Source organism: Chachezhania antarctica, assembly GCF_003646465.1.
Taxonomy (GTDB): domain Bacteria; phylum Pseudomonadota; class Alphaproteobacteria; order Rhodobacterales; family Rhodobacteraceae; genus Chachezhania; species Chachezhania antarctica.
The window spans coordinates 179,471-196,997 of record NZ_QZEX01000003.1 but is presented as its reverse complement, the minus strand read 5'-3'; the positions used below and the strand labels follow the sequence as shown (position 1 = coordinate 196,997).

Sequence of the window (17,527 nt, the reverse complement as noted above, 5' to 3'; positions counted from 1 at the left end):
CCCGTTCCCCTATTTCACGGCCGGGCGCAGCCCGTTCGGACGCCACAGCAGGATGGCCACCATCAGGATCATGTTCGACGCCAGCGCCATCTTGGGCGCCAGAAAGCCCAGGTAATTCGACATCAACCCCACCAGCAGCGCGCCCAGAAGCGTGCCCTCGATGGATCCCAGCCCCCCGATGATCACGACGATGAAGACGATGATCATCATCTCGGCCCCCAGCGCGGGGGTGATCAGCGTTTCATACCCAGCCCACATGGCCCCGCCCAAAGCGGCGAGCGCCGAGCCCAGCATGAACACCCCGATGAACATCCGGTCGACCCGGAAGCCCAGCGATTCCACCATTTCGCGATCTTCGACGCCCGCGCGGATCAGCAGGCCGATCCGGGTGCGGTTCAGCAGGACGTAGAGCCCGATGAACGCCGCCAGCCCCAGCAGGAAGGCAAAGCCGCGGTAGATCTCGATACTCACGTCTCCGATGATCCACGACCCTTCCAGGAAATGCGGGCGCGGGACGGAATAGGGCGTGCCGCCCCAGAAGGCGAGGATGGTCTGTTCGGCCACGATCATGGCGCCCATGGTGATCAGGATCTGGCGCAGGTGATCGCGGTAGACGGGGCGGATAATGACGGTTTCAAAGAACCACCCCGCCACCAGCCCGAAAAGGATCGCCGCCGAATAGGCCGCGACCAGTGCTGCCGCGTTCAGCGCGATACTGTCCGATGCCAGCCAGCCCGACAGCCCGCCCAGCACCGTCGCCGCGATGAAGGCGCCAAAGCTGACAAAGGCGGAATGGCCGAAGTTCAGCACGTCCATCAGCCCGAACACGAGCGACAGGCCCGAGGCCATCAGGAACACCATCATCCCCATGGCCAGCCCCGCGACCGTCAGCGTGACCCATGACGACGGCGCGCCAATCAGCACGAAGGCCACCGCGCCCAGAATGATGGGAAGAAGGTTCACCCCGCCCAGTTTTTCGAATGTCTTGCTTACCTGTTCCATGTCCCGTTCCCTACATCGACAGGCCCAGGAGCTTGTCCTGAAGCTCCTGATTTGCCGCGAATTCTGCCATTGTTCCGGCATGGACGACCTTGCCGTCGTCGATCACGGCCATGTCGCGGCCCAGTTTGCGGGCAAAGTTGAAGTTCTGCTCGACCAGCAGGATGGTGCTGTTTTCCGCGATCTCGCGGAACGCCTCGCCCATCGCCTCGACGATCGAAGGGGCCAGCCCCTTCGTGGGCTCGTCGATCAGGATCAGTTCGCGCGGTTCGATGATCGCGCGGGCGACCGACAGCATCTGCTTCTGCCCGCCCGAAAGCGACCAGGCCTGCTTGTCGCGGAATTTCTCCAGCGCGGGGAACAGGCCATGCACCCATTTCAGCCGCGTGGAGTCGATCTTGCCCTTGGCCGTGGCCAGGACCAGGTTCTCGTCCACCGTCAGCGTGCCGAAGATGCCCATGTTCTCGGGCACATACGCAATGCCCAGCCGCGCGATATCGGCGGTGTGCAGGCCGGTGATGTCCTGCCCGCGAAAGGCGATCGACCCGGGCGAGGGCTTCCACAGCCCCATGATCGACCGCAGCGTCGTCGTCTTGCCCGCGCCGTTCCGGCCCAGCAGGACGAAGACACCGCCTTCGGCGACCTCGAAGCTCACGTCATGCAGCACGGCGTACTGATCGATATTGGTTTTCACGTTGTTCAGGGACAGAAGGCTCATGCCGCGCCCTCCGATGTGCCAAGGTACACGTCGCGGACGATCTGGCTTCCCATCACTTCCGCGGGCGGGCCGTCGGCCAGCAGTTCGCCGTTGTGCAGCACGATGATCCGGTCGGCCAGCGCGCGCACGACATCCATCTTGTGTTCGACCAGCAGCACCGTCTTGGTCGGGTCGGCCTTGATCTGGTGGATCAGGTCCAGCACGTCTGGCGCGTGGTCCAGCGACATGCCGGCGGTGGGTTCGTCGAACATGTAGATGTCGGGCTCCATCGCCATCAGCAGGGCGACCTCCAGCTTGCGCTGGTCGCCATGGGGCAGGTTCGCGGCTTTCTGATGCGCGAGCGGCGTCAGGCGGGTGGCCTCAAGGTAATGTTCGGCCTTGGCCGTCAGCCCGCGGAAGCTGGACACGGGGCGCAGCATGCGCCAGCCGTCGCCCGCCCGCGCCTGCACGGCAAGGCGGATGTTTTCCAGAACCGTCAGCTGCGGAAACAGGTTCGTCAGCTGGAACGCACGGCCGATCCCGTGGCGCGCACGGGCCGAGGGCGACATCCGGGTGATATCGGTCCCGTCCTTCGTGACGCTGCCGGACGTCGCCGTCAGCTGCCCCGAGATCAGGTTGAAATAGGTCGTCTTCCCGGCGCCGTTGGGGCCGACGATGACCGTCAGCTCTCCGGGGTGGAAGGCGCAGGACACCTGGTTGACCGCGACGTGACCGCCGAAACGGATCGTCAGGTCCTGGGTGACAAGCGATGGGGTGGACATGGTCTGGGGCGTCCCGATCGTCTGGGGAAAAAGGCGGCAGGCGGCCTGCCGATCCTCTCCCGCCGGGCGGGAGAGGGGGCCGGAGAACTGTTCGGGCCGGCAGAGAACCGGCCCGTCAGCGGCGATCCGGGTCAGCCGTTGTCGCGGCCGATGGGGATGTTCATCTCATCGGCAGGGATGATCCGGACCTTTTCCGGGATCGCCCACTCGACATCTTCATCCACCTTGATCTTGAAGTGCAGCATGTCCTGCAGCGCCTGGTGATCTTCGGGGCGGAAGGTCATTTCGCCCTTGGGCGTGTCCCACGACATGCCTTCCATGGTCTCGATCAGCGTCTCGGTCTCGTAATCCGGCGCCTCTTTCAGGGCCTTCACGACCGCCAGCGCAGCCGACATGCCACCGGCGGTGAAGAAGTCCGGCGGGCTGTCGAAACGGGCCATGTGCTCTTCGACCAGCCAGTCGTTGATCGGGTTGTCGAAGCCTTCGTAGTAATAATACACGGCGCCTTCGAGGCCCGGGAACCGCTTGTAGGTCGGCAGAACCGGCAGGATGTGCCCGCCCATCGAGATCTCGATGCCATAGCGGCTGGGATCCATCGCCTGGATCTTGCCCGGCGCGTCGCCACCGCCGGCGATGTAGATCAGGATGACCTTGCGGCCTTCCTTGTCCTTCAGCGCGTTGAACATGCGTTCGGCCACGGCGGTGAAATCGGTCGTGCCCTGCGGCACGTATTCCTCGGCCACGACTTCCGCGCCGGTCCCGTCGAGCGCCGACTTGAACGCGGTGATGCCGTCACGGCCAAAGGCGTAATCTTCGGCCAGCGTGGCGACCACGAGGTCTTCGTCCGGGTTCAGCGCCAGCGCCTGCGCCTGCATGTCCATGGAAGAATTGCGCGAGGTCTTGAAGACATAGCGGTTGCTGTCGGGCCCGGTCAGGCTGTCCGCCACGGCGGGTTCGACGATCAGGATCTTCTCGTATTCCTCGGCGATGGGCAGCATGCCCACGGTCACGCCGGAAGACGTGGCGCCGACGGCCAGCAGAACCTCGGCATCGCCGTAGGCCTCGGCCAGAACGGCGCGGGCCACGTCGGGCTTGAACTGGGTGTCCTTGATGATCAGCTCGATCGGGCGGCCGTTGATCTCGTTGGTGCCGTCGGTGCCGTATTCGATGCCCATCTCGAACCCGGTCTGCGCCTGTTTCGAAAACGCTTCGAAGGCCGAACCGGACAGACCGTGCAGCAGGGCGATCTTGATCGGCTCCTGCGCGTGGGCGCCGGTGGCGGCGATCAGGCCAAAGGCGGCCGTAGCGACAAGTCGCTTGACGATATTCATGGTATTCCTCCCATTGGGGTAGGGCGGCGTAGCGTTGCGCCCGGTGTCCGGGTTGCCCTACCTTGCGCGCAGAGGATCACCGCAGACGGGAACCGGGGCAAGATCGTGGAAATACTTATCGATGAGGCCTACCGCACGGGGGACTTCGCGGCCCTGGCCTATGCCTTCGCGCCGGTGGGGCTGGTGATCACCGAAAACCGGGTAATCCGCGATTGCAACGCGGCCTTCGCCGACATGTTCGGTTACACCCGCGACGATCTGCGCAACCAGGTCTTCGCGGTGCTGTATCCGTCGGACGAGGAGTTCGTGAACATCCGCGACCGCGGCGTGGCGCAACTGCGCGAAACCAACACCTACTGGGACGAACGCATCATGGCGCGCAAGTCCGGCCACCTGTTCTGGTGCCGCGTCCGGGGCCATTCCTTCACCCCCGACGAACCCCTGATGCGCGCGGTCTGGAGCTTTGCCGACCTGTCCGAAACCCGCCCCTACGTACCGCTCACCCGGCGCGAGCGCGAGATCATCTCGTACCTGTCGGATGGACTGACGAGCAAGGAGATCGCCAAGAAACTGGATATCTCCCACCGCACGGTCGAGGTCTACCGCGCGAAGCTGCTGAAGAAGTTCGGCGTGAACAACACGGGCGGGCTGTTCCATTCGCTGGGGGGCATCGGCAGCGATCACGTCGTGTCGCGCAGCGGCAACTGAGCGTCCGGCACCAATCCGCGTCACCCCCCTACCCTGCCCCGGCCTCTTCAGGCATGGTCCCGGAAAACCGCGGGGAGGGTCGGCGTGCACAGTGACATCGCAGGCAGGGATGGCAGCAAGACGGCGGGCATCGCGCTGATGTGCGCGGGCGTCGCGTGCCTCAGCATCAACGATGCGTTGGCGAAACTTCTCGTGGCGGGCTATTCGCCGCTCCAGATCCTGTTCCTGCGCAACGTGATCGCCCTGCCCTTCGCCATCCTGCTGGCCTTGAAGATGGGCGGCGCCCGCGCCCTGCGGTCCCACAAACCGGCGGCGCACGTGCTGCGCGGCGCGCTCTGGATCGCGGCGACAGTGCTGTTCTTCACCAGTTTCAAGACCCTCGAACTGGCCGAGGCGACGGCACTGATCTTCGTGGCGCCCCTCTTCATCACGGCCATGTCGGCCCTTGTCCTGCGCGAACATGTCGGCCCCCGCCGCTGGTTCGCGGTGTGCGCGGGCTTCGCAGGCGTGCTGATCGCCGTCCGCCCGGGCGCGGCGGCGTTCCAGCCCGCGTCGCTCCTGCCGGTCGCGACCGCCTTTCTCTATGCGATCCTCATGCTGGGCGCGCGATGGGTGGACCCGCGCGAAAGCCCGTGGACGATGCTTTTGTACCTGACCGGCACCAGCGCGATCCTGAGCGCGGTCATCGTGCCCTTCGTCTGGAGCCCGGTGCGCGCGGGCGACCTGTGGCTCTTCGCGGCAATCGCGCTGTTCGGCACGGCAGGCATGACGATGATGACCCAGGCCTTCCGCCTCGCCCCCGCCGCCATCGTGGCGCCGCTGGATTATTCCGGCATCGTCTGGGCCACCGCCCTTGGATGGCTGATCTGGAACGAGGTGCCGGTCGCCACCACGATCCTTGGCGCGACCGTCATCATCGCCAGCGGGCTTTACGTCATCTGGCGGGAACGCAAGGTCGACGCCCGTCCGTGAGAGCGCGCCGCGGAAACCGATGTGGCAAGGGTCAGATCGACAGTGAAAGCTCCGTCTCGGCCGGCCGCGTCCGGGCCACGACCCGGCCTTTCGAGATCACGGCAAGCCGTGCGGGCCGGGTGCGGATCGCCTCGACCGGATCGGGGGCATCCAGCACCAGCAGCGACGCGGGCTTTCCCGGGCCAAGCCCGTAATCCAGTCCCATGATCCGGGCCGAGGTTTCGGTGACCATCTCGAAACAGGACCGCATCTCGTCGGGGCTGGTGAACTGGCCCACGTGCAGGCCCATGAACGCCACATCCAGCATTTCGGCCCCGCCCAGCGGATACCACGGGTCCTTTGTGCAATCCTGCCCGAACCCCACCTCGATCCCCAAGGCGCGCATTTCCTTCACGCGGGTCAGGCCGCGGCGCTTGGGAAAGGTGTCCATCCGGCCCTGAAGCGTGATGTTGATCAGCGGGTTGGGTACGGCGGCGACCTGCGCCTCCGCGATCAGTGGCAGCAACTTGGCGACATAGTAATTGTCCATCGAATGCATCGAGGTCAGGTGCGATCCCACGACCCGGCCCTGAAGCCCGTGGCGAATGGTTTCCGCCGCCAGCGTCTCGATATGGCGGGACATCGGATCGTCGCTTTCATCGCAATGCAGGTCGACCATCAACCCCCGCTCGGCCGCGATCTCGCACGCACGGCGGACCGATGCCGTGCCCGCCTCCATCGTGCGTTCGAAATGCGGGATACCGCCCACGATATCGACACCCATGTCGAGCGCGCGGATCAGGTTCTCCTCCGCCCCCGGGCTGCGATACCAGCCGTCCTGCGGGAAGGCGACAAGCTGCAGGTCGATCACGTCGCGGACCTTCTCGCGGACCTCCAGCAGGCCTTCGACGCCGGCAAGGCGCGGATCTGTGACATCGACATGCGACCGGATCGCCAGAAGGCCCTTCGACACCGCAAGCCGGCAATATTCCAGCGCGCGGTCCACGACCTCCTCCGGCGTCAGCACCGCGCGAAGTTCCCCCCAAAGCGCGATGCCTTCCAGGAGCGTTCCCGACGCGTTGATCCGGGGCGTGCCGTAGGACAGCGTCGCGTCCATGTGGAAATGCGGATCGACAAAGGGGGGCGAGACGAGCTTGCCCGCCGCGTCGATCACCTCCCCGGCGTCCGCCGTGATCTCCGGTTCCACCGCCGTGATCGTGGTGCCCGTGATGCCGATGTCGGCCCGGCTGCCATCGGGCAAGGTGCCGCCCTTTATCAGAAGATCGAATGCCATGTCGTCGCTGTCCTTCGTCAAGACCCCGGGCGAATCCGCCCTTTTGCCACGCGTGGATCTCCCACGATTCATCGTGCGGGCCTGTGAACCCGCAGCACCGCGCGTTCCCTTCGTAGACTTTCGGGGGGCCGTTGAAAACAACGCCTTGCGTGCCTGAACGCCGGGCGTCTCTCGCAGCGACGGCGCGTCAGTACCCAGACATGGTCCGCGAGCTTGCCACGGTGCGAATGTCAGACCTTCCACGCCGGCCGGTGCCCGGCCTCATTCATGCTGCCCGGTGCCCGGCGCGTGTTCGGGGCGGGCCACGCGCGTGACGAAGAGATCGGCGATGAAGGTCGCGTCGTCGCCCAGCCGGTCGGTCGTTTCATCGACGATGGCCTGGATGCTCATGCCGGAAATCGTGCCGGAAATCGCGCGGACGCTTTGTTCGATGTCGATGTCCGGGCGCAGCTGGCCCATCGCCTCGGCCTGCAGCATGTATTCGCGCAGGTTGTCGCGGTAGGCCTTGTGCAGCTCGGTGATCCGCGGCTTCAGTTCCGGAATGGCGCCCGAGGAATCGACGATCAGCTGGTAAAGCGCCACGGCGCTTTCCGGCATGTCGCGCACGGCCTCAAGCTGGAACCGGATCCGTTCGACCATCGCCTCGCAGCCGGTCTTCGATCCGACGCGCTTGGCCACGTGCCGCATGAACCTGTCCTGGATCGCGTCGATCACGGCTTCGAGCAGGTTCAGCTTGGTGCCGAAACGCTGCACCGGCAGGCCACGGCTGTAGCCCGCGTCGATGCCGATCTGCGCAAGGTTGGCCCCGGCCGTGCCCTTCCGCCCGATCAGCGACGTGGCGGCGCGCAGCATCCTGCGGTCAGAGATCTCTCTGCGCCGTTGCTTGGGGCCCAGCTGAACCGCCTGCGGTTCGGGATCCTTGGACATGGTCACGCTACGCTCCCTTCTCGGTCATTCCATCAGACCCGGCAGGAACAGGATGATCTGAGGGAAGGCGATGAACAGCGTAACCGCTATCGCATCCGCTGCAAGGAACAGGAAGATGCCACGGAAGATCGTGGTCAGGCTGGCCTCGCTGCCCACCACGCCCTTGATGACGAAGACGTTCATGCCGATGGGCGGCGTGATCATCCCGATTTCAAGGAACTTGACCAGGAAGACCCCGAACCAGATCAGCGAGATCCCGGCATCGTCGAGGATCGGCAGCAGCACCGGCACCGTCAGCAGCATCGCGCCCAGCGGATCTAGGAACATGCCCAGCACAAGGTAGATGGCCGAAATTCCCAAGAGCAGGATCAGCGTGTTGGCCTGCATCGCGATGATCGCGTCGGCAATCATGTGGCCCGTGCCCGACAGCGTCAGGAACCGGGTCAGCAGCGTGGCACCGATGGCGATCAGGAACAGCGACGATGTCGTCAGCAGGGTTTCCTTCAGCGAGTCCCACAGCCCCTCGCGCGACAGCGACCCTTTGGTCAGCGCGATCAGGATCGCGGCCAGCGCGCCCACGGCCCCGGCTTCGGTCGCGGTGAAGAAGCCGCCGAACATCCCGCCGATGACAACGACCAGCAGGACAAGGATCGGCCATGTCTCGCGCAGGTCGCGCATGCGGTCCTCCATCGGGGGAAGCTCCTTCAGCCGCGGCGCCATGTGGGGGCGGACAAGGGCCAGCCCCACGACGACGGCCATGTAGAGGATCGCCGTCACCAGCCCGGCCCCGATACCGCCGATGAAGAGCTTGGCGATCGGCACCTCGGCGAAGACACCGAACAGGATCAGCAGGATCGACGGCGGGATCAGCGCGCCCAGCGTACCGGCGGCCGCGACCGACCCGGTGGCCAGCCGCATGTCATAGCCCGCGCGCTGCATCTCGGGGATGGCGATGCGGCCCATGGCGGCGGCGCAGGCGATGGACGATCCCGTCACCGCCGCGAACCCGGCCGAACCCCAGATCGTGGCAACGGCCAGCCCGCCCGGCAGCCACGCCAGCCAGCTTTTCGCCACCTGGAACAGCCCGCGCGTCAGCCCGGCATAATAGCAGACATAGCCCATCAGCAGGAACATCGGCACGGAGCTCAACGTCCAGCTGGCGGTGAAGTCGTAGGGCAGCGTCGACAGCATCCCGAAGGCCGGGCGCGGGCCGATCAGGTAATAGATCCCCCCGAACGAGACCGAGATCAGCGCGATCCCGATATGCACCCGCAGTACAAGCAGGCCCAGCATCAGGCCAAGGCCGATCAGGCCGACAATTTCGCGTTCCATGGCCTCAGACCCCTTCGCGCATCGCGTCGCGCACATCGTCGATACGGTCCACCGGCACTTCGCCCATCCCGCTTTGCAGCGGGGTCCACAGGACGACGACACGGTAGAGCAGGATCACCACCAGCAGGGCAAAGCCCACCGGCGGAAAGAAATAGCCGCCCCAGATCGAGATATCCTGGCCGTTCTCGGTCACGAAGGCCCCGGCGTGGAGCTTCTTCATCGCCTCGTCCCACAGGGGCACGGTGATGATTCCGGCGATCAGCGCGGCAAACAGGCAGACGGCGCCGCCCAGCACGCGGCGCACGCCGGCCCCCAACGTCTGGTACAGCACCTCGACCGAAATATGCCGGTCGAGGATTTCGGTCAGGCCCAGCGGCATGAAGGCCACCGCGACCATGTACCAGTTGGTGACAAGCGCCTGGGTGAACGGGATGCGAAGTGTGAAGAGGTTCTTCAGCAGCACATCGGCCGTCACCTGGACCATCATCAGCACGACACAGGCCGCGCCGATCAGGGCGAACCCGTTGGCCAGGCGGTTAAGGATCACTCCGATCAGGCGCATGTCGGCTCCTTACAGGGCGTTGGGGTCAAGCTTGCCGAACAGCTGGTCATAGTAGACCTGCGCCACGGCATCGACATCGGTGGTGTCCACGCCTTCGAACGCCGCTTCCCACTTGTCGACAAGCGCCACGATGGCGTCGATCCGGTCCGGCGCGTCCTCCTGGCCGTACTTCTCGACCGCAAGCCGGGCCACGGTTTCGATCTCGGTCTTGTAGAACTCCTCGGTCGCTTCCTGCAGGGCGGCGTCGGGTTCAACCGTTTCGGCGCCCCCCAGCGCGGGGTCCTGCAGGTAGGCCTGGTTTTCGCCGTAATAGGTGACGGTCACGTGGGCATGGCCAAGGGCCGCGGCTTCCAGCATCGCGGCCTTGTCTTCCTCGGTCATCCCGTCCCACAGGTCGCGGTTCACGGTGAACACGGACGAGCCCAGGTAAAGGCCGATCGGCACGTTCAGCACGTAATCCACCACGTCGCCGTACGAGAGCGATTTCAGCGTGTCCAGGCCTTGGGTATTGCCGTCCAGCGTCCCCTGGTTCAGCGACTCGTAGATATCGCCCGACGGGATCACGACGGCCTTGGCGCCCATCGCCTCGACATAGCGCCCGAAGGCCCCCACGCCGCGCATCGTCTTGCCGGCGAAGTCGTCCATCGACGCGATCTTTTCCTGCGACATCAGGTAGTAGGGGCCGACGGCGCTGAAGCCCAGGTTCAGCTGGTTCTGCGCGCGGAACTCGTCCCGGCAGGGCTCGCATTCGTTCAGGACGTAATCGCTGATCACGCCGGTCATCACCACCACGTCGGGCGATGCCGTCACCACATCCGTCACCATGTTGGTATAGGGGAATTCGGCGCGGCTGTAGGCCGGGATGGTGTAGGCGATATCGACGATCCCGTCGCGGACACCGTTCGTCATCTCGGCGAATTTCAGCAGCGTGCCGGGATAGACCTCGGTCGTGTACTTGCCGTCGGTCAGCGCCTCGAACGCCTCGGCAAAGGCCACCACGCCGCTGTTCAGCCCGTTCTGCGAGGCCGTCCCGGTGGCCACGCGCAGCTCCTCGGCCGCGGCGGCGCCCGGCAGGGCGATGGTCAGGCTGGCGGCAATCGTGCAGGCGCCGGCCAGCGAAACGCTGGTGCGTGAAATCGTCATGAAGTCCTCCCTTCGGCAACGCGCATTCCGGCGATTGCCTTCCCTTGAAAAGTTTCGCTAACTGGCGAGCAAGCGACATCCATTCGCTAACCGGACAGCAAGCCAAAGTAAAGAACGAAGGAGGGGAAACATGTTCAACCTGAAAGGGAAGACCGTCGTCGTCACCGGCGGGGGCCGCGGCATCGGGCGGGGCATCAGCGTGGCGATGGCGGCGGCCGGGGCGAACGTGGTTTGTTCGGGCCGAAATGCCGCGCCGCTGGAGGAGACCGTGGCCGAGATCGAGGCCGCCGGCGGACGGGCCGTCGCGGTCCCGGCCGACATCACCGACATGGCCACCCCGCCGCTGTTGGTGGCGCGCGCGCAGGAGGCATTCGGAAGCATGGATACCTGGGTAAACAACGCCGGAAGCGCCGCCCGGGGCGACGTGGGGGCGCTGATCGACATCGACGAAGGCCAGTGGGACCGGGTCGTGGACCTGAACATGAAATCCGCCTTCTTCGCGGCGCAGGCAGCAGCCCGGGCGATGCGGGATCAGGGCCGCGGGTCGATCATCAACATCACCTCGCGCTCGGGCTCGCACCCCAACCCGATGACGGGCCAGTACGGCGCCGCGAAGGCAGGGGTCGAGAACCTGACGATGACGATGGCGGTTGAGTGGGGCCACATGGGCATCCGCGTGAACGCCGTCGCGCCGGGTGTCGTGGTGACAGAGGAAACCTCGGCCGTCCTGTCCGGCGACCGCGCGCAGAAGCAGATCGATTCGGTCCCCATGGGCCGCCTGGGCCAGCCGCACGACATCGCCTCGGCCTGCGTCTACCTGGCCAGCGACGAAGCGGAATGGGTGTCGGGCATCACCATCCCCGTCAACGGCGGCAGCCGCATCGCCATTGGTCATCTGGCCTACATGCGACGGGTGGCGAAAAACCGCGGCGCCTAGGCGCAACGGGCCACGACCTGCGGCGTGTCACACCCGGCCACGTGCGGAAACGGGGGCGCTGCCCCGGCCGCATCCCCGGCGCGAATCTACCGGGATATTCCGAGACCCGGCACCAAAAGGGCGCGCCCCCGGTTTCTTCTCTTCCCAAATACTCCCGCCGGAGGCCGGGCTGACTCCGACACGCCCGCAGCGGCAGAACCCGGAGGCGCGGGGCGGGCTGCCGTAGGGTGCGTGCTCTGCACGCACCGCCACCCTAAAGGCTCGCGCTGCTGCCCGGCAGCCAGGTGACGATGCCCGGGAAGAAGATCAGCAACAACACCACCGCAATTGCCGTCAGCGCGAACGGCAGGACGCCAAGGAACACGGTGCCAAGGCTGATCTCGCGGCCCAGGTTGGCCTCCGGGTCCGCCGCGATGCGGTGGACGATGAAGGTCAGGATGCCCAGGGGGGGCGTCAGCAGCCCGACCTCGGCCATCACCACAAGGAACACGCCGAACCACAGGGGATCGACGCCCACCGATTGCAGCGGGCCCAGCAGAACCGGGATCGTCAGCAGCATCATGGCCAGCGTGTCCATGAACATGCCCAGGATCAGGTAGGCCACGATCAGCATCAGCAGAAGCTCGATCCGGCCCAGCCCCAGCTCGGCCACTTCGCTGGCGATGAAATTGGGAACCTGGCTCAGCGCCATGGCGCGGGTCAGGACCGCCACGCCGATGATCAGCAGGAAGACCGACGCCGTTCCGGTCAGCGTCCCGATCAGGCTTTCGCGGATCATGCCCCCGATCTCGCGCCAGCCGGTGCCCGAACTCAGCTGATGCAGCACGCCGAAGAACAGCGCCGCGATCATGCCGAAGACGCCGGCCTCGGTCGCGGTGAAGATACCGGCGAACAGGCCGCCGATGACAGTCAGGATCACGATGGCGATGGGCAGCACGCCCAGAAGCGACCGCAGCCGCAGGGCCCATGTCACGTCGCTCATGTCGACGCGGGGGGCAAGGCCCGGGCGCAGCATCGCCTGCCCCACGATCATCGCGCCGAACGCCACCGCCAGCAAAAGGCCCGGCACGACGCCCGCCAGCAATTGCTGCCCCACGGGCAGCGACGCGGCGCCCGCATAGACCACCAGCAGCAGGCTGGGCGGTATGATCTGCCCCAGCGTCCCCGCCGCCGCGACCGAGCCCACGGCCAGTTGCGGATGGTACCCCGATTTCAGCATCTCGGGGATCGACACGCGGCCAAGCGCATAGGTGATCCCGATGGTACTGCCGCTCGACGCCGCCAGTGCTGCGCCCGCGAAATTCGTGGCCACGGCCAGCCCGCCCGGCATCCAGCCCAGCCAGCGGCGCGCGGCCTCGAACGCCGATGACGTCAGCCCGGTCTTCCACATGATCATGCCCATCAGGATGAACATCGGGATGACCGACAGCGACCATGACGCGGTCGCATCATAGGCCACGCCTTCCATGGTCGAGGTGACGACGCGCAGGCCGGACAGGGAATACAGCCCCAGAAGCGCCGCGCCGAACATGGCGACGCCCACGGGAATGCCCATCAGCAACAGGACGATCGACAGCAACACGGTCAGCAGGCCCACCACCTGCTTCGGCAGATCGCCCCACAGCATCGCGCCGCTGGCGCCGATGGCGATGATCAGGCCGATCACGAAGATGATGATGCCAAGCCCGTGTTTCCGATTCTGGGCCAAGGTCGCGCTCATACCGCCTCACCTTCATGGGTATCAGCCGCGCCAAGGGGCAGACGGCCCGTGAAATAGCGCCACGAGGTCGCCGCCGATTGCAGCGCCAGCGCGCCCACGCCCAGAACGGCCACGAACTTGAACGGCCAGATCGCCACCGGCGGGCGGGAGGACGTCGTCTCCCCGTAGCCGAAACTCTCCAGCGCCTCCGCCAGGGCGTACCAGGCAAGGGCCACCAGCAGGGCCGTCGCGATCAGCCCGAAGCAGCCTTCGACCAGCTGCCGCATCCGCGGGGGCAGTGCGTCCAGCAGGATGGTGACCTTGATATGCTCCTGCCGCTTCTCGGTATAGGCGAAGGCCAGCAGCGTCAGCGTCGGCATCCACCACTGCGCCGTCATTTCCAGCGTGCCGGGGAACGGCTGTTTCAGGAACGCCCGGCCCAGAACGTCGACGAAGACGTTCAGCGCCAGCAGCACAAGGGCCACGGCCGCCAGCAGGGCCAGACCAAGGGCCAGCCTGTCGATGGCGCGCAGAAGGGCGGGATCTTTCATGGGGCGGGTGCGGTCCGGCATGTCGTTCACTGCATGGACCGGTCCGCCGCGAAGGTCAGCGGCGGGCCGGGACGGCATGAAGGATGGTTACTTCTTCAGGCCCGGTGTGACCTCGGCATCGAACTTCGCGTAGAAGTCCGACAGATCGACATCGCGCAGGCCGGCAAAGGCTTCCATGATCGCTTCGGGCGTGCGTTCGGCCACCGTATAGCCCTGATCTTCCAGCACCTTGGTCCAGTAGTCGATCCGGTCCTTGTAGGCGGTCACGAAGTCCTGCGGGTTCTCGACCTGCCCGGGCGCAGAGTCCGGCAGCGCCGCGATGAAGGCCGCGCGCTGTTCGGCGGCGACCGGCTCCAGCGCCGATATATCGTTGGTATGGATCTCCTCGCCCGCGGCGATCAGGTCGCCGGCCTTGGCCTCGATCTCGAGATAGCCGGCCCAGATGTCATAGGCGGCCTTGACGTTCTGCTCGATGATGAAGTTCTGCAGTTCCACCGGGAAGCTGTCCCAGACATCCTTGTTCATCACCCAGGTCGATGCCTGCAGCTGCGCCAGCGTCACCGGCACGTATTCCGGCGCAACGTCCTTCAGGACCAGACCGTCGGCATACTGGTTCGGGTTGATGACCATGCAATCGAACACGCCGCGCTGCAGACCTTCGTAGGATTCCCCCCACGCGATGCTGAGCGGCGTCATCCCCAGGGCTTCCACCGTGGTGGACCAGACCGCGCCGATGGCCCGGGCGCGCTTGCCTTGCGCGTCGTCCAGCGACGCGATGGGCGTGTTGCACAGCAGGTTGTAGGCCGGCGTCGCCGTGGCCTGCAGGATCACCGTGTTGTGGCGGGCGTATTCGTCGATCACCGGCTGGTAGGTCAGCAGCGTTTCCAGCGCCGCGGCGCCGCCTGCGGCCACGTCGTGCACGGTCGATCCCGACAGGTCCGCGCCCATGCCGAACATCCACGACGCAACGGGCAGTTTCTGCGGCATGTAGGACGGGATGATCAGGCCGATATCGGCCACCCCGTCGCCCACGCCGTCCAGCGTGTCGAGCGCCCCCAGAAGCGACGACGACCAGTAGTTTTCAAACGTGATCTTGCCGTCGGTGAAATCGGTGATCGCCTCTTCCCAGGCCACCATCGCCTTGCCGAAATTCGCCGTCTGGTCGCCCGAGAAATCCGCCAGCTTCAGCGTCCGGGGTTCCAGGTCGTCCAGCCAGTCGGCCTGCGCCAGCGCCGTCGTCGACATCAGCCCCGCCGCGGCCACGAACGCCACTGCGGAAACCCGTGTCAGAATTCCATTCGATGCCATGTCATCCTCCCCTTTGCCGCACGCGGCAACCTTGATTGATCCGGTCGGACCCTCCTGTCCTGCGCGGACGCTAGCATCTCCTACTTTGTGGGACAAGAATTTCTCAACAGGTTTGCCAATTCCAGAGGCCATCCCGGACCACAAAGAGCGACAACCGGGCTGATAACAGGTGAAAACCCTTGTTCTTCTACACTACGGCAAGGATCTGCGCGGGAAGGCCGCCACCTTTCAGCCCTACGTCCCATGTCCACATTCTGAAACTATATCCTACTATATGGGATACATGGCCGGGCGACGGCGTTTCGTCTCACCACGTGGTCATCCGATCCCGGCCGCACGGCTGTTCGCGGCACGGGGCAGGTCCGGCGCAATCGCGGACCGGATGACCATCGCAACCGCCATCGCCAGCCCCGACGACCGACCGGCAGCCTGGCCCGCACGGAACCGTCATCGGGGGCGTCTGCACCGCCGGCCCTTTTTCTTCGGAACCAAAACACGATCTCGCGCGCTGTACCTCCAATCAGCAAAAGAGGTTTCCCTTGTCAGATAAAGCTCCCGCCTGGGTGGTTCCCGTCATGCGCGCCGGTTACGCGGCCCGCGCCGCCGTCTATCTCATCGTCGGGGGCCTGGCAGTTGTGGCGGCCTGGCAAGGAGGGCAGGCCGAAGGCACGACCGACGCGCTTGCCCAGTTGCGCGGCGTGCCCTGGGGCCTCGCGGCGCTGTGGGTGATCGCCGTGGGTCTTGTATGCTACGCCGTCTGGCGGCTGATCGACGCCGCGCTCGACCTCGACAATTACGGAAATGACGCCAAGGGCGTCATGGCGCGGATCGGTCTCGTGGTCACGGGCCTGATCCACGCCGCAATCGGCGTGTCCGTGGGACGGCTGGCCATGGGGTCGGGAAACGGCAGTGGCGGTAGCGGCGGTGGCGGGGGCGCGGAAAGTGCCACGCAGCAACTGATGCAGATGCCCTATGGTCCTTGGATCGTCGTCGGGGTCGGTCTCGCGACCATCGGCGCCGGGGTCTATTACGTGATCAAGGGCGTCCAGGAACGCTACAAGGAATACATCCGGGTGACCCCCACGGCCAGCCGGCTGGACCCGGTGATGAAGTTCGGCTGCATCGCAGAAGGCATCGTCGTGGGCATCATCGGGGCGACCATCGTGGTCGCGGGCCTGACGACCGATCCGCAGCAAGCCGGCGGCGTGGGCGAGGCGCTGGACCAGGTGCGGTCCGTGGCCTACGGGCGGATCCTTCTGGGCGTGCTCGCACTCGGGCTGATCGGCTTCGCGGTCGAAAACGCGGTCGAGGCCATCTACCGCATCGTTCCGCGCCGGTCCGGCGAAGACGTGATGACCCTCGCCAGACGCGCGCGCCTGAAAGCCGAAGGCAAGCTGCACGACACCGTGTCCTGAGAGCGCGCCCCGTGCGGGCGGGCGACCGGGCCGGGCCCGCCCCGGCCGGTCCCCTCAGGCGCCTGCGGCCAGCCGTTTCTGGGTGGTCGCGATTTCCTCGGTTATGATGTCCTTCCATTCCGCGATCCGGCGGTCATCGACCTCGGGCGCGTGGGCGGCGATGGAAATGGCGATGTCCGGGTCGGGCGCATGGGCGCGGACCCCCACGCCCAGCCCGTAGATCGACCGATAGGCCCGGCCCTGGCTTTCCGCGAACCCCGATGCCCGCGTCGCGGCCACCGCCTCGCGGATCCGCTCGGGCGTCAGGTCGGAATAGGCATCAAGCTCCGGCGTGACCACGGCGATCACCCGTTCGACCGTGTCGTCGGGCAGCCCGGCCAGCAGGGCCGTGGCCCCTGCGCCCACGCCAAGATACCGGCGCTGGCCCACGTCTACCGGGATCACCCGGATCACCTGCCGGCCTTCGGCCTTGTGGACGCAGACCGCCTCCATCCCCGACCGGCGCATCAGGTAGGTGGTCACGTTGGCCCGCTGCGCCACCCGGTCCACCGCACCGGCCCATGGGGCCAGTTGCAGCACCCGGTCCGTCACCGCGAGCCCCAGTTCATAGCTCAGCATCCCGATCTCGTAGCGCCGGGTCTTCTGATCGTAATGCGCCAGCCCGGTATCGGTCAGGCATTTCAGGATGCGGTGCGCGGTGGATCGGGGCAGGCCCACGGATTCCGAGATCCGGCGCAGGCTGGTGGGCTCGTCCTCCGTGACATGCGCGATGCGCTGCAGAATGGCGGCCGCCCGCCGGATCGCCTGGGTTCCATCCTGGTTCATCGTCATCCTCGCCTCGCGTCCACGCTCCCGTCAGCATAGTGGGAAGCCACGCCCCCCGCATCCCGA

At 66.0% G+C, this 17,527-nt stretch carries 17 protein-coding genes; 4 read left to right on the top strand and 13 right to left on the bottom strand.

Features of this window, described 5'->3' with window-relative positions; genetic code table 11:
- Positions 1 to 9: 9 nt before the first annotated feature.
- The 4 genes from D4754_RS08055 to D4754_RS08040 form a co-directional block, all read right to left on the bottom strand.
- Complete coding sequence (locus D4754_RS08055; RefSeq protein ID WP_121062506.1) at positions 10 to 1,002, bottom strand: branched-chain amino acid ABC transporter permease; 993 nt, start codon at positions 1,000 to 1,002, stop codon at positions 10 to 12.
- Positions 1,003 to 1,012: 10 nt separating this feature from the next.
- Positions 1,013 to 1,717 (bottom strand): ABC transporter ATP-binding protein, encoded by a 705-nt coding sequence (locus D4754_RS08050; protein ID WP_121062505.1) that lies wholly within the window; start codon positions 1,715 to 1,717, stop codon positions 1,013 to 1,015.
- Complete coding sequence (locus tag D4754_RS08045) at positions 1,714 to 2,478, bottom strand: ABC transporter ATP-binding protein (RefSeq protein ID WP_121062504.1); 765 nt, start codon at positions 2,476 to 2,478, stop codon at positions 1,714 to 1,716. The genes D4754_RS08050 and D4754_RS08045 overlap by 4 nt, the downstream gene beginning before the upstream one ends.
- 131 nt (positions 2,479 to 2,609) lie before the next feature.
- Positions 2,610 to 3,809, bottom strand: a complete 1,200-nt coding sequence (locus D4754_RS08040) for a substrate-binding domain-containing protein (protein WP_121062503.1) — start codon at positions 3,807 to 3,809, stop codon at positions 2,610 to 2,612.
- A gap of 102 nt (positions 3,810 to 3,911) precedes the next feature.
- Here D4754_RS08040 and D4754_RS08035 point away from each other — a divergent pair, with 102 nt between their 5' ends.
- Positions 3,912 to 4,517: a helix-turn-helix transcriptional regulator gene (locus tag D4754_RS08035; protein WP_420837206.1), complete on the top strand. Its 606-nt coding sequence runs from the start codon at positions 3,912 to 3,914 to the stop codon at positions 4,515 to 4,517.
- 84 nt (positions 4,518 to 4,601) lie between these two features.
- Complete coding sequence (locus tag D4754_RS08030) at positions 4,602 to 5,489, top strand: DMT family transporter (RefSeq protein ID WP_240453802.1); 888 nt, start codon at positions 4,602 to 4,604, stop codon at positions 5,487 to 5,489.
- 31 nt (positions 5,490 to 5,520) lie between these two features.
- Here D4754_RS08030 and D4754_RS08025 read toward each other — a convergent pair whose 3' ends face one another.
- From D4754_RS08025 to D4754_RS08005, 5 genes are all read right to left on the bottom strand, one after another.
- Positions 5,521 to 6,762: an amidohydrolase family protein gene (locus D4754_RS08025; protein ID WP_121062501.1), complete on the bottom strand. Its 1,242-nt coding sequence runs from the start codon at positions 6,760 to 6,762 to the stop codon at positions 5,521 to 5,523.
- Positions 6,763 to 7,023: 261 nt separating this feature from the next.
- Positions 7,024 to 7,689, bottom strand: coding sequence for a TetR/AcrR family transcriptional regulator (locus D4754_RS08020; protein ID WP_121062500.1), 666 nt, complete (start codon positions 7,687 to 7,689; stop codon positions 7,024 to 7,026).
- A gap of 24 nt (positions 7,690 to 7,713) precedes the next feature.
- Positions 7,714 to 9,021 (bottom strand): TRAP transporter large permease, encoded by a 1,308-nt coding sequence (locus D4754_RS08015; protein WP_121062499.1) that lies wholly within the window; start codon positions 9,019 to 9,021, stop codon positions 7,714 to 7,716.
- A gap of 4 nt (positions 9,022 to 9,025) precedes the next feature.
- On the bottom strand, positions 9,026 to 9,583 hold the full coding sequence (locus D4754_RS08010) for a TRAP transporter small permease (protein WP_121062498.1): 558 nt from the start codon (positions 9,581 to 9,583) through the stop codon (positions 9,026 to 9,028).
- A 9-nt stretch (positions 9,584 to 9,592) separates the two neighbouring features.
- Positions 9,593 to 10,726, bottom strand: a complete 1,134-nt coding sequence (locus D4754_RS08005; RefSeq protein ID WP_121062497.1) for a C4-dicarboxylate TRAP transporter substrate-binding protein — start codon at positions 10,724 to 10,726, stop codon at positions 9,593 to 9,595.
- Positions 10,727 to 10,856: 130 nt separating this feature from the next.
- Here D4754_RS08005 and D4754_RS08000 point away from each other — a divergent pair, with 130 nt between their 5' ends.
- Positions 10,857 to 11,663, top strand: coding sequence for an SDR family NAD(P)-dependent oxidoreductase (locus D4754_RS08000; protein WP_121062496.1), 807 nt, complete (start codon positions 10,857 to 10,859; stop codon positions 11,661 to 11,663).
- A gap of 253 nt (positions 11,664 to 11,916) precedes the next feature.
- On the opposite strand, the gene D4754_RS07995 is transcribed toward D4754_RS08000, so the two are convergent.
- The 3 genes from D4754_RS07995 to D4754_RS07985 all read right to left on the bottom strand — a co-directional run bounded on the left by D4754_RS07995 (position 11,917) and on the right by D4754_RS07985 (position 15,221).
- The gene (locus D4754_RS07995; RefSeq protein ID WP_121062495.1) at positions 11,917 to 13,383 is read right to left on the bottom strand and encodes a TRAP transporter large permease; all 1,467 of its coding nucleotides are present in this window, start codon (positions 13,381 to 13,383) and stop codon (positions 11,917 to 11,919) included.
- Positions 13,380 to 13,913, bottom strand: coding sequence for a TRAP transporter small permease subunit (locus D4754_RS07990; RefSeq protein WP_240453801.1), 534 nt, complete (start codon positions 13,911 to 13,913; stop codon positions 13,380 to 13,382). The genes D4754_RS07995 and D4754_RS07990 overlap by 4 nt, the downstream gene beginning before the upstream one ends.
- 87 nt (positions 13,914 to 14,000) lie before the next feature.
- Positions 14,001 to 15,221 (bottom strand): C4-dicarboxylate TRAP transporter substrate-binding protein, encoded by a 1,221-nt coding sequence (locus D4754_RS07985; RefSeq protein WP_121062494.1) that lies wholly within the window; start codon positions 15,219 to 15,221, stop codon positions 14,001 to 14,003.
- A 539-nt stretch (positions 15,222 to 15,760) separates the two neighbouring features.
- On the opposite strand from D4754_RS07985, the gene D4754_RS07980 reads away from it, so the two are divergent.
- Positions 15,761 to 16,636, top strand: coding sequence for a DUF1206 domain-containing protein (locus D4754_RS07980; protein WP_240453800.1), 876 nt, complete (start codon positions 15,761 to 15,763; stop codon positions 16,634 to 16,636).
- A gap of 54 nt (positions 16,637 to 16,690) precedes the next feature.
- Here the strand turns inward: D4754_RS07980 and D4754_RS07975 are convergent, their stop codons facing one another.
- Positions 16,691 to 17,461: an IclR family transcriptional regulator gene (locus D4754_RS07975; protein WP_121062702.1), complete on the bottom strand. Its 771-nt coding sequence runs from the start codon at positions 17,459 to 17,461 to the stop codon at positions 16,691 to 16,693.
- Positions 17,462 to 17,527: the final 66 nt, after the last annotated feature.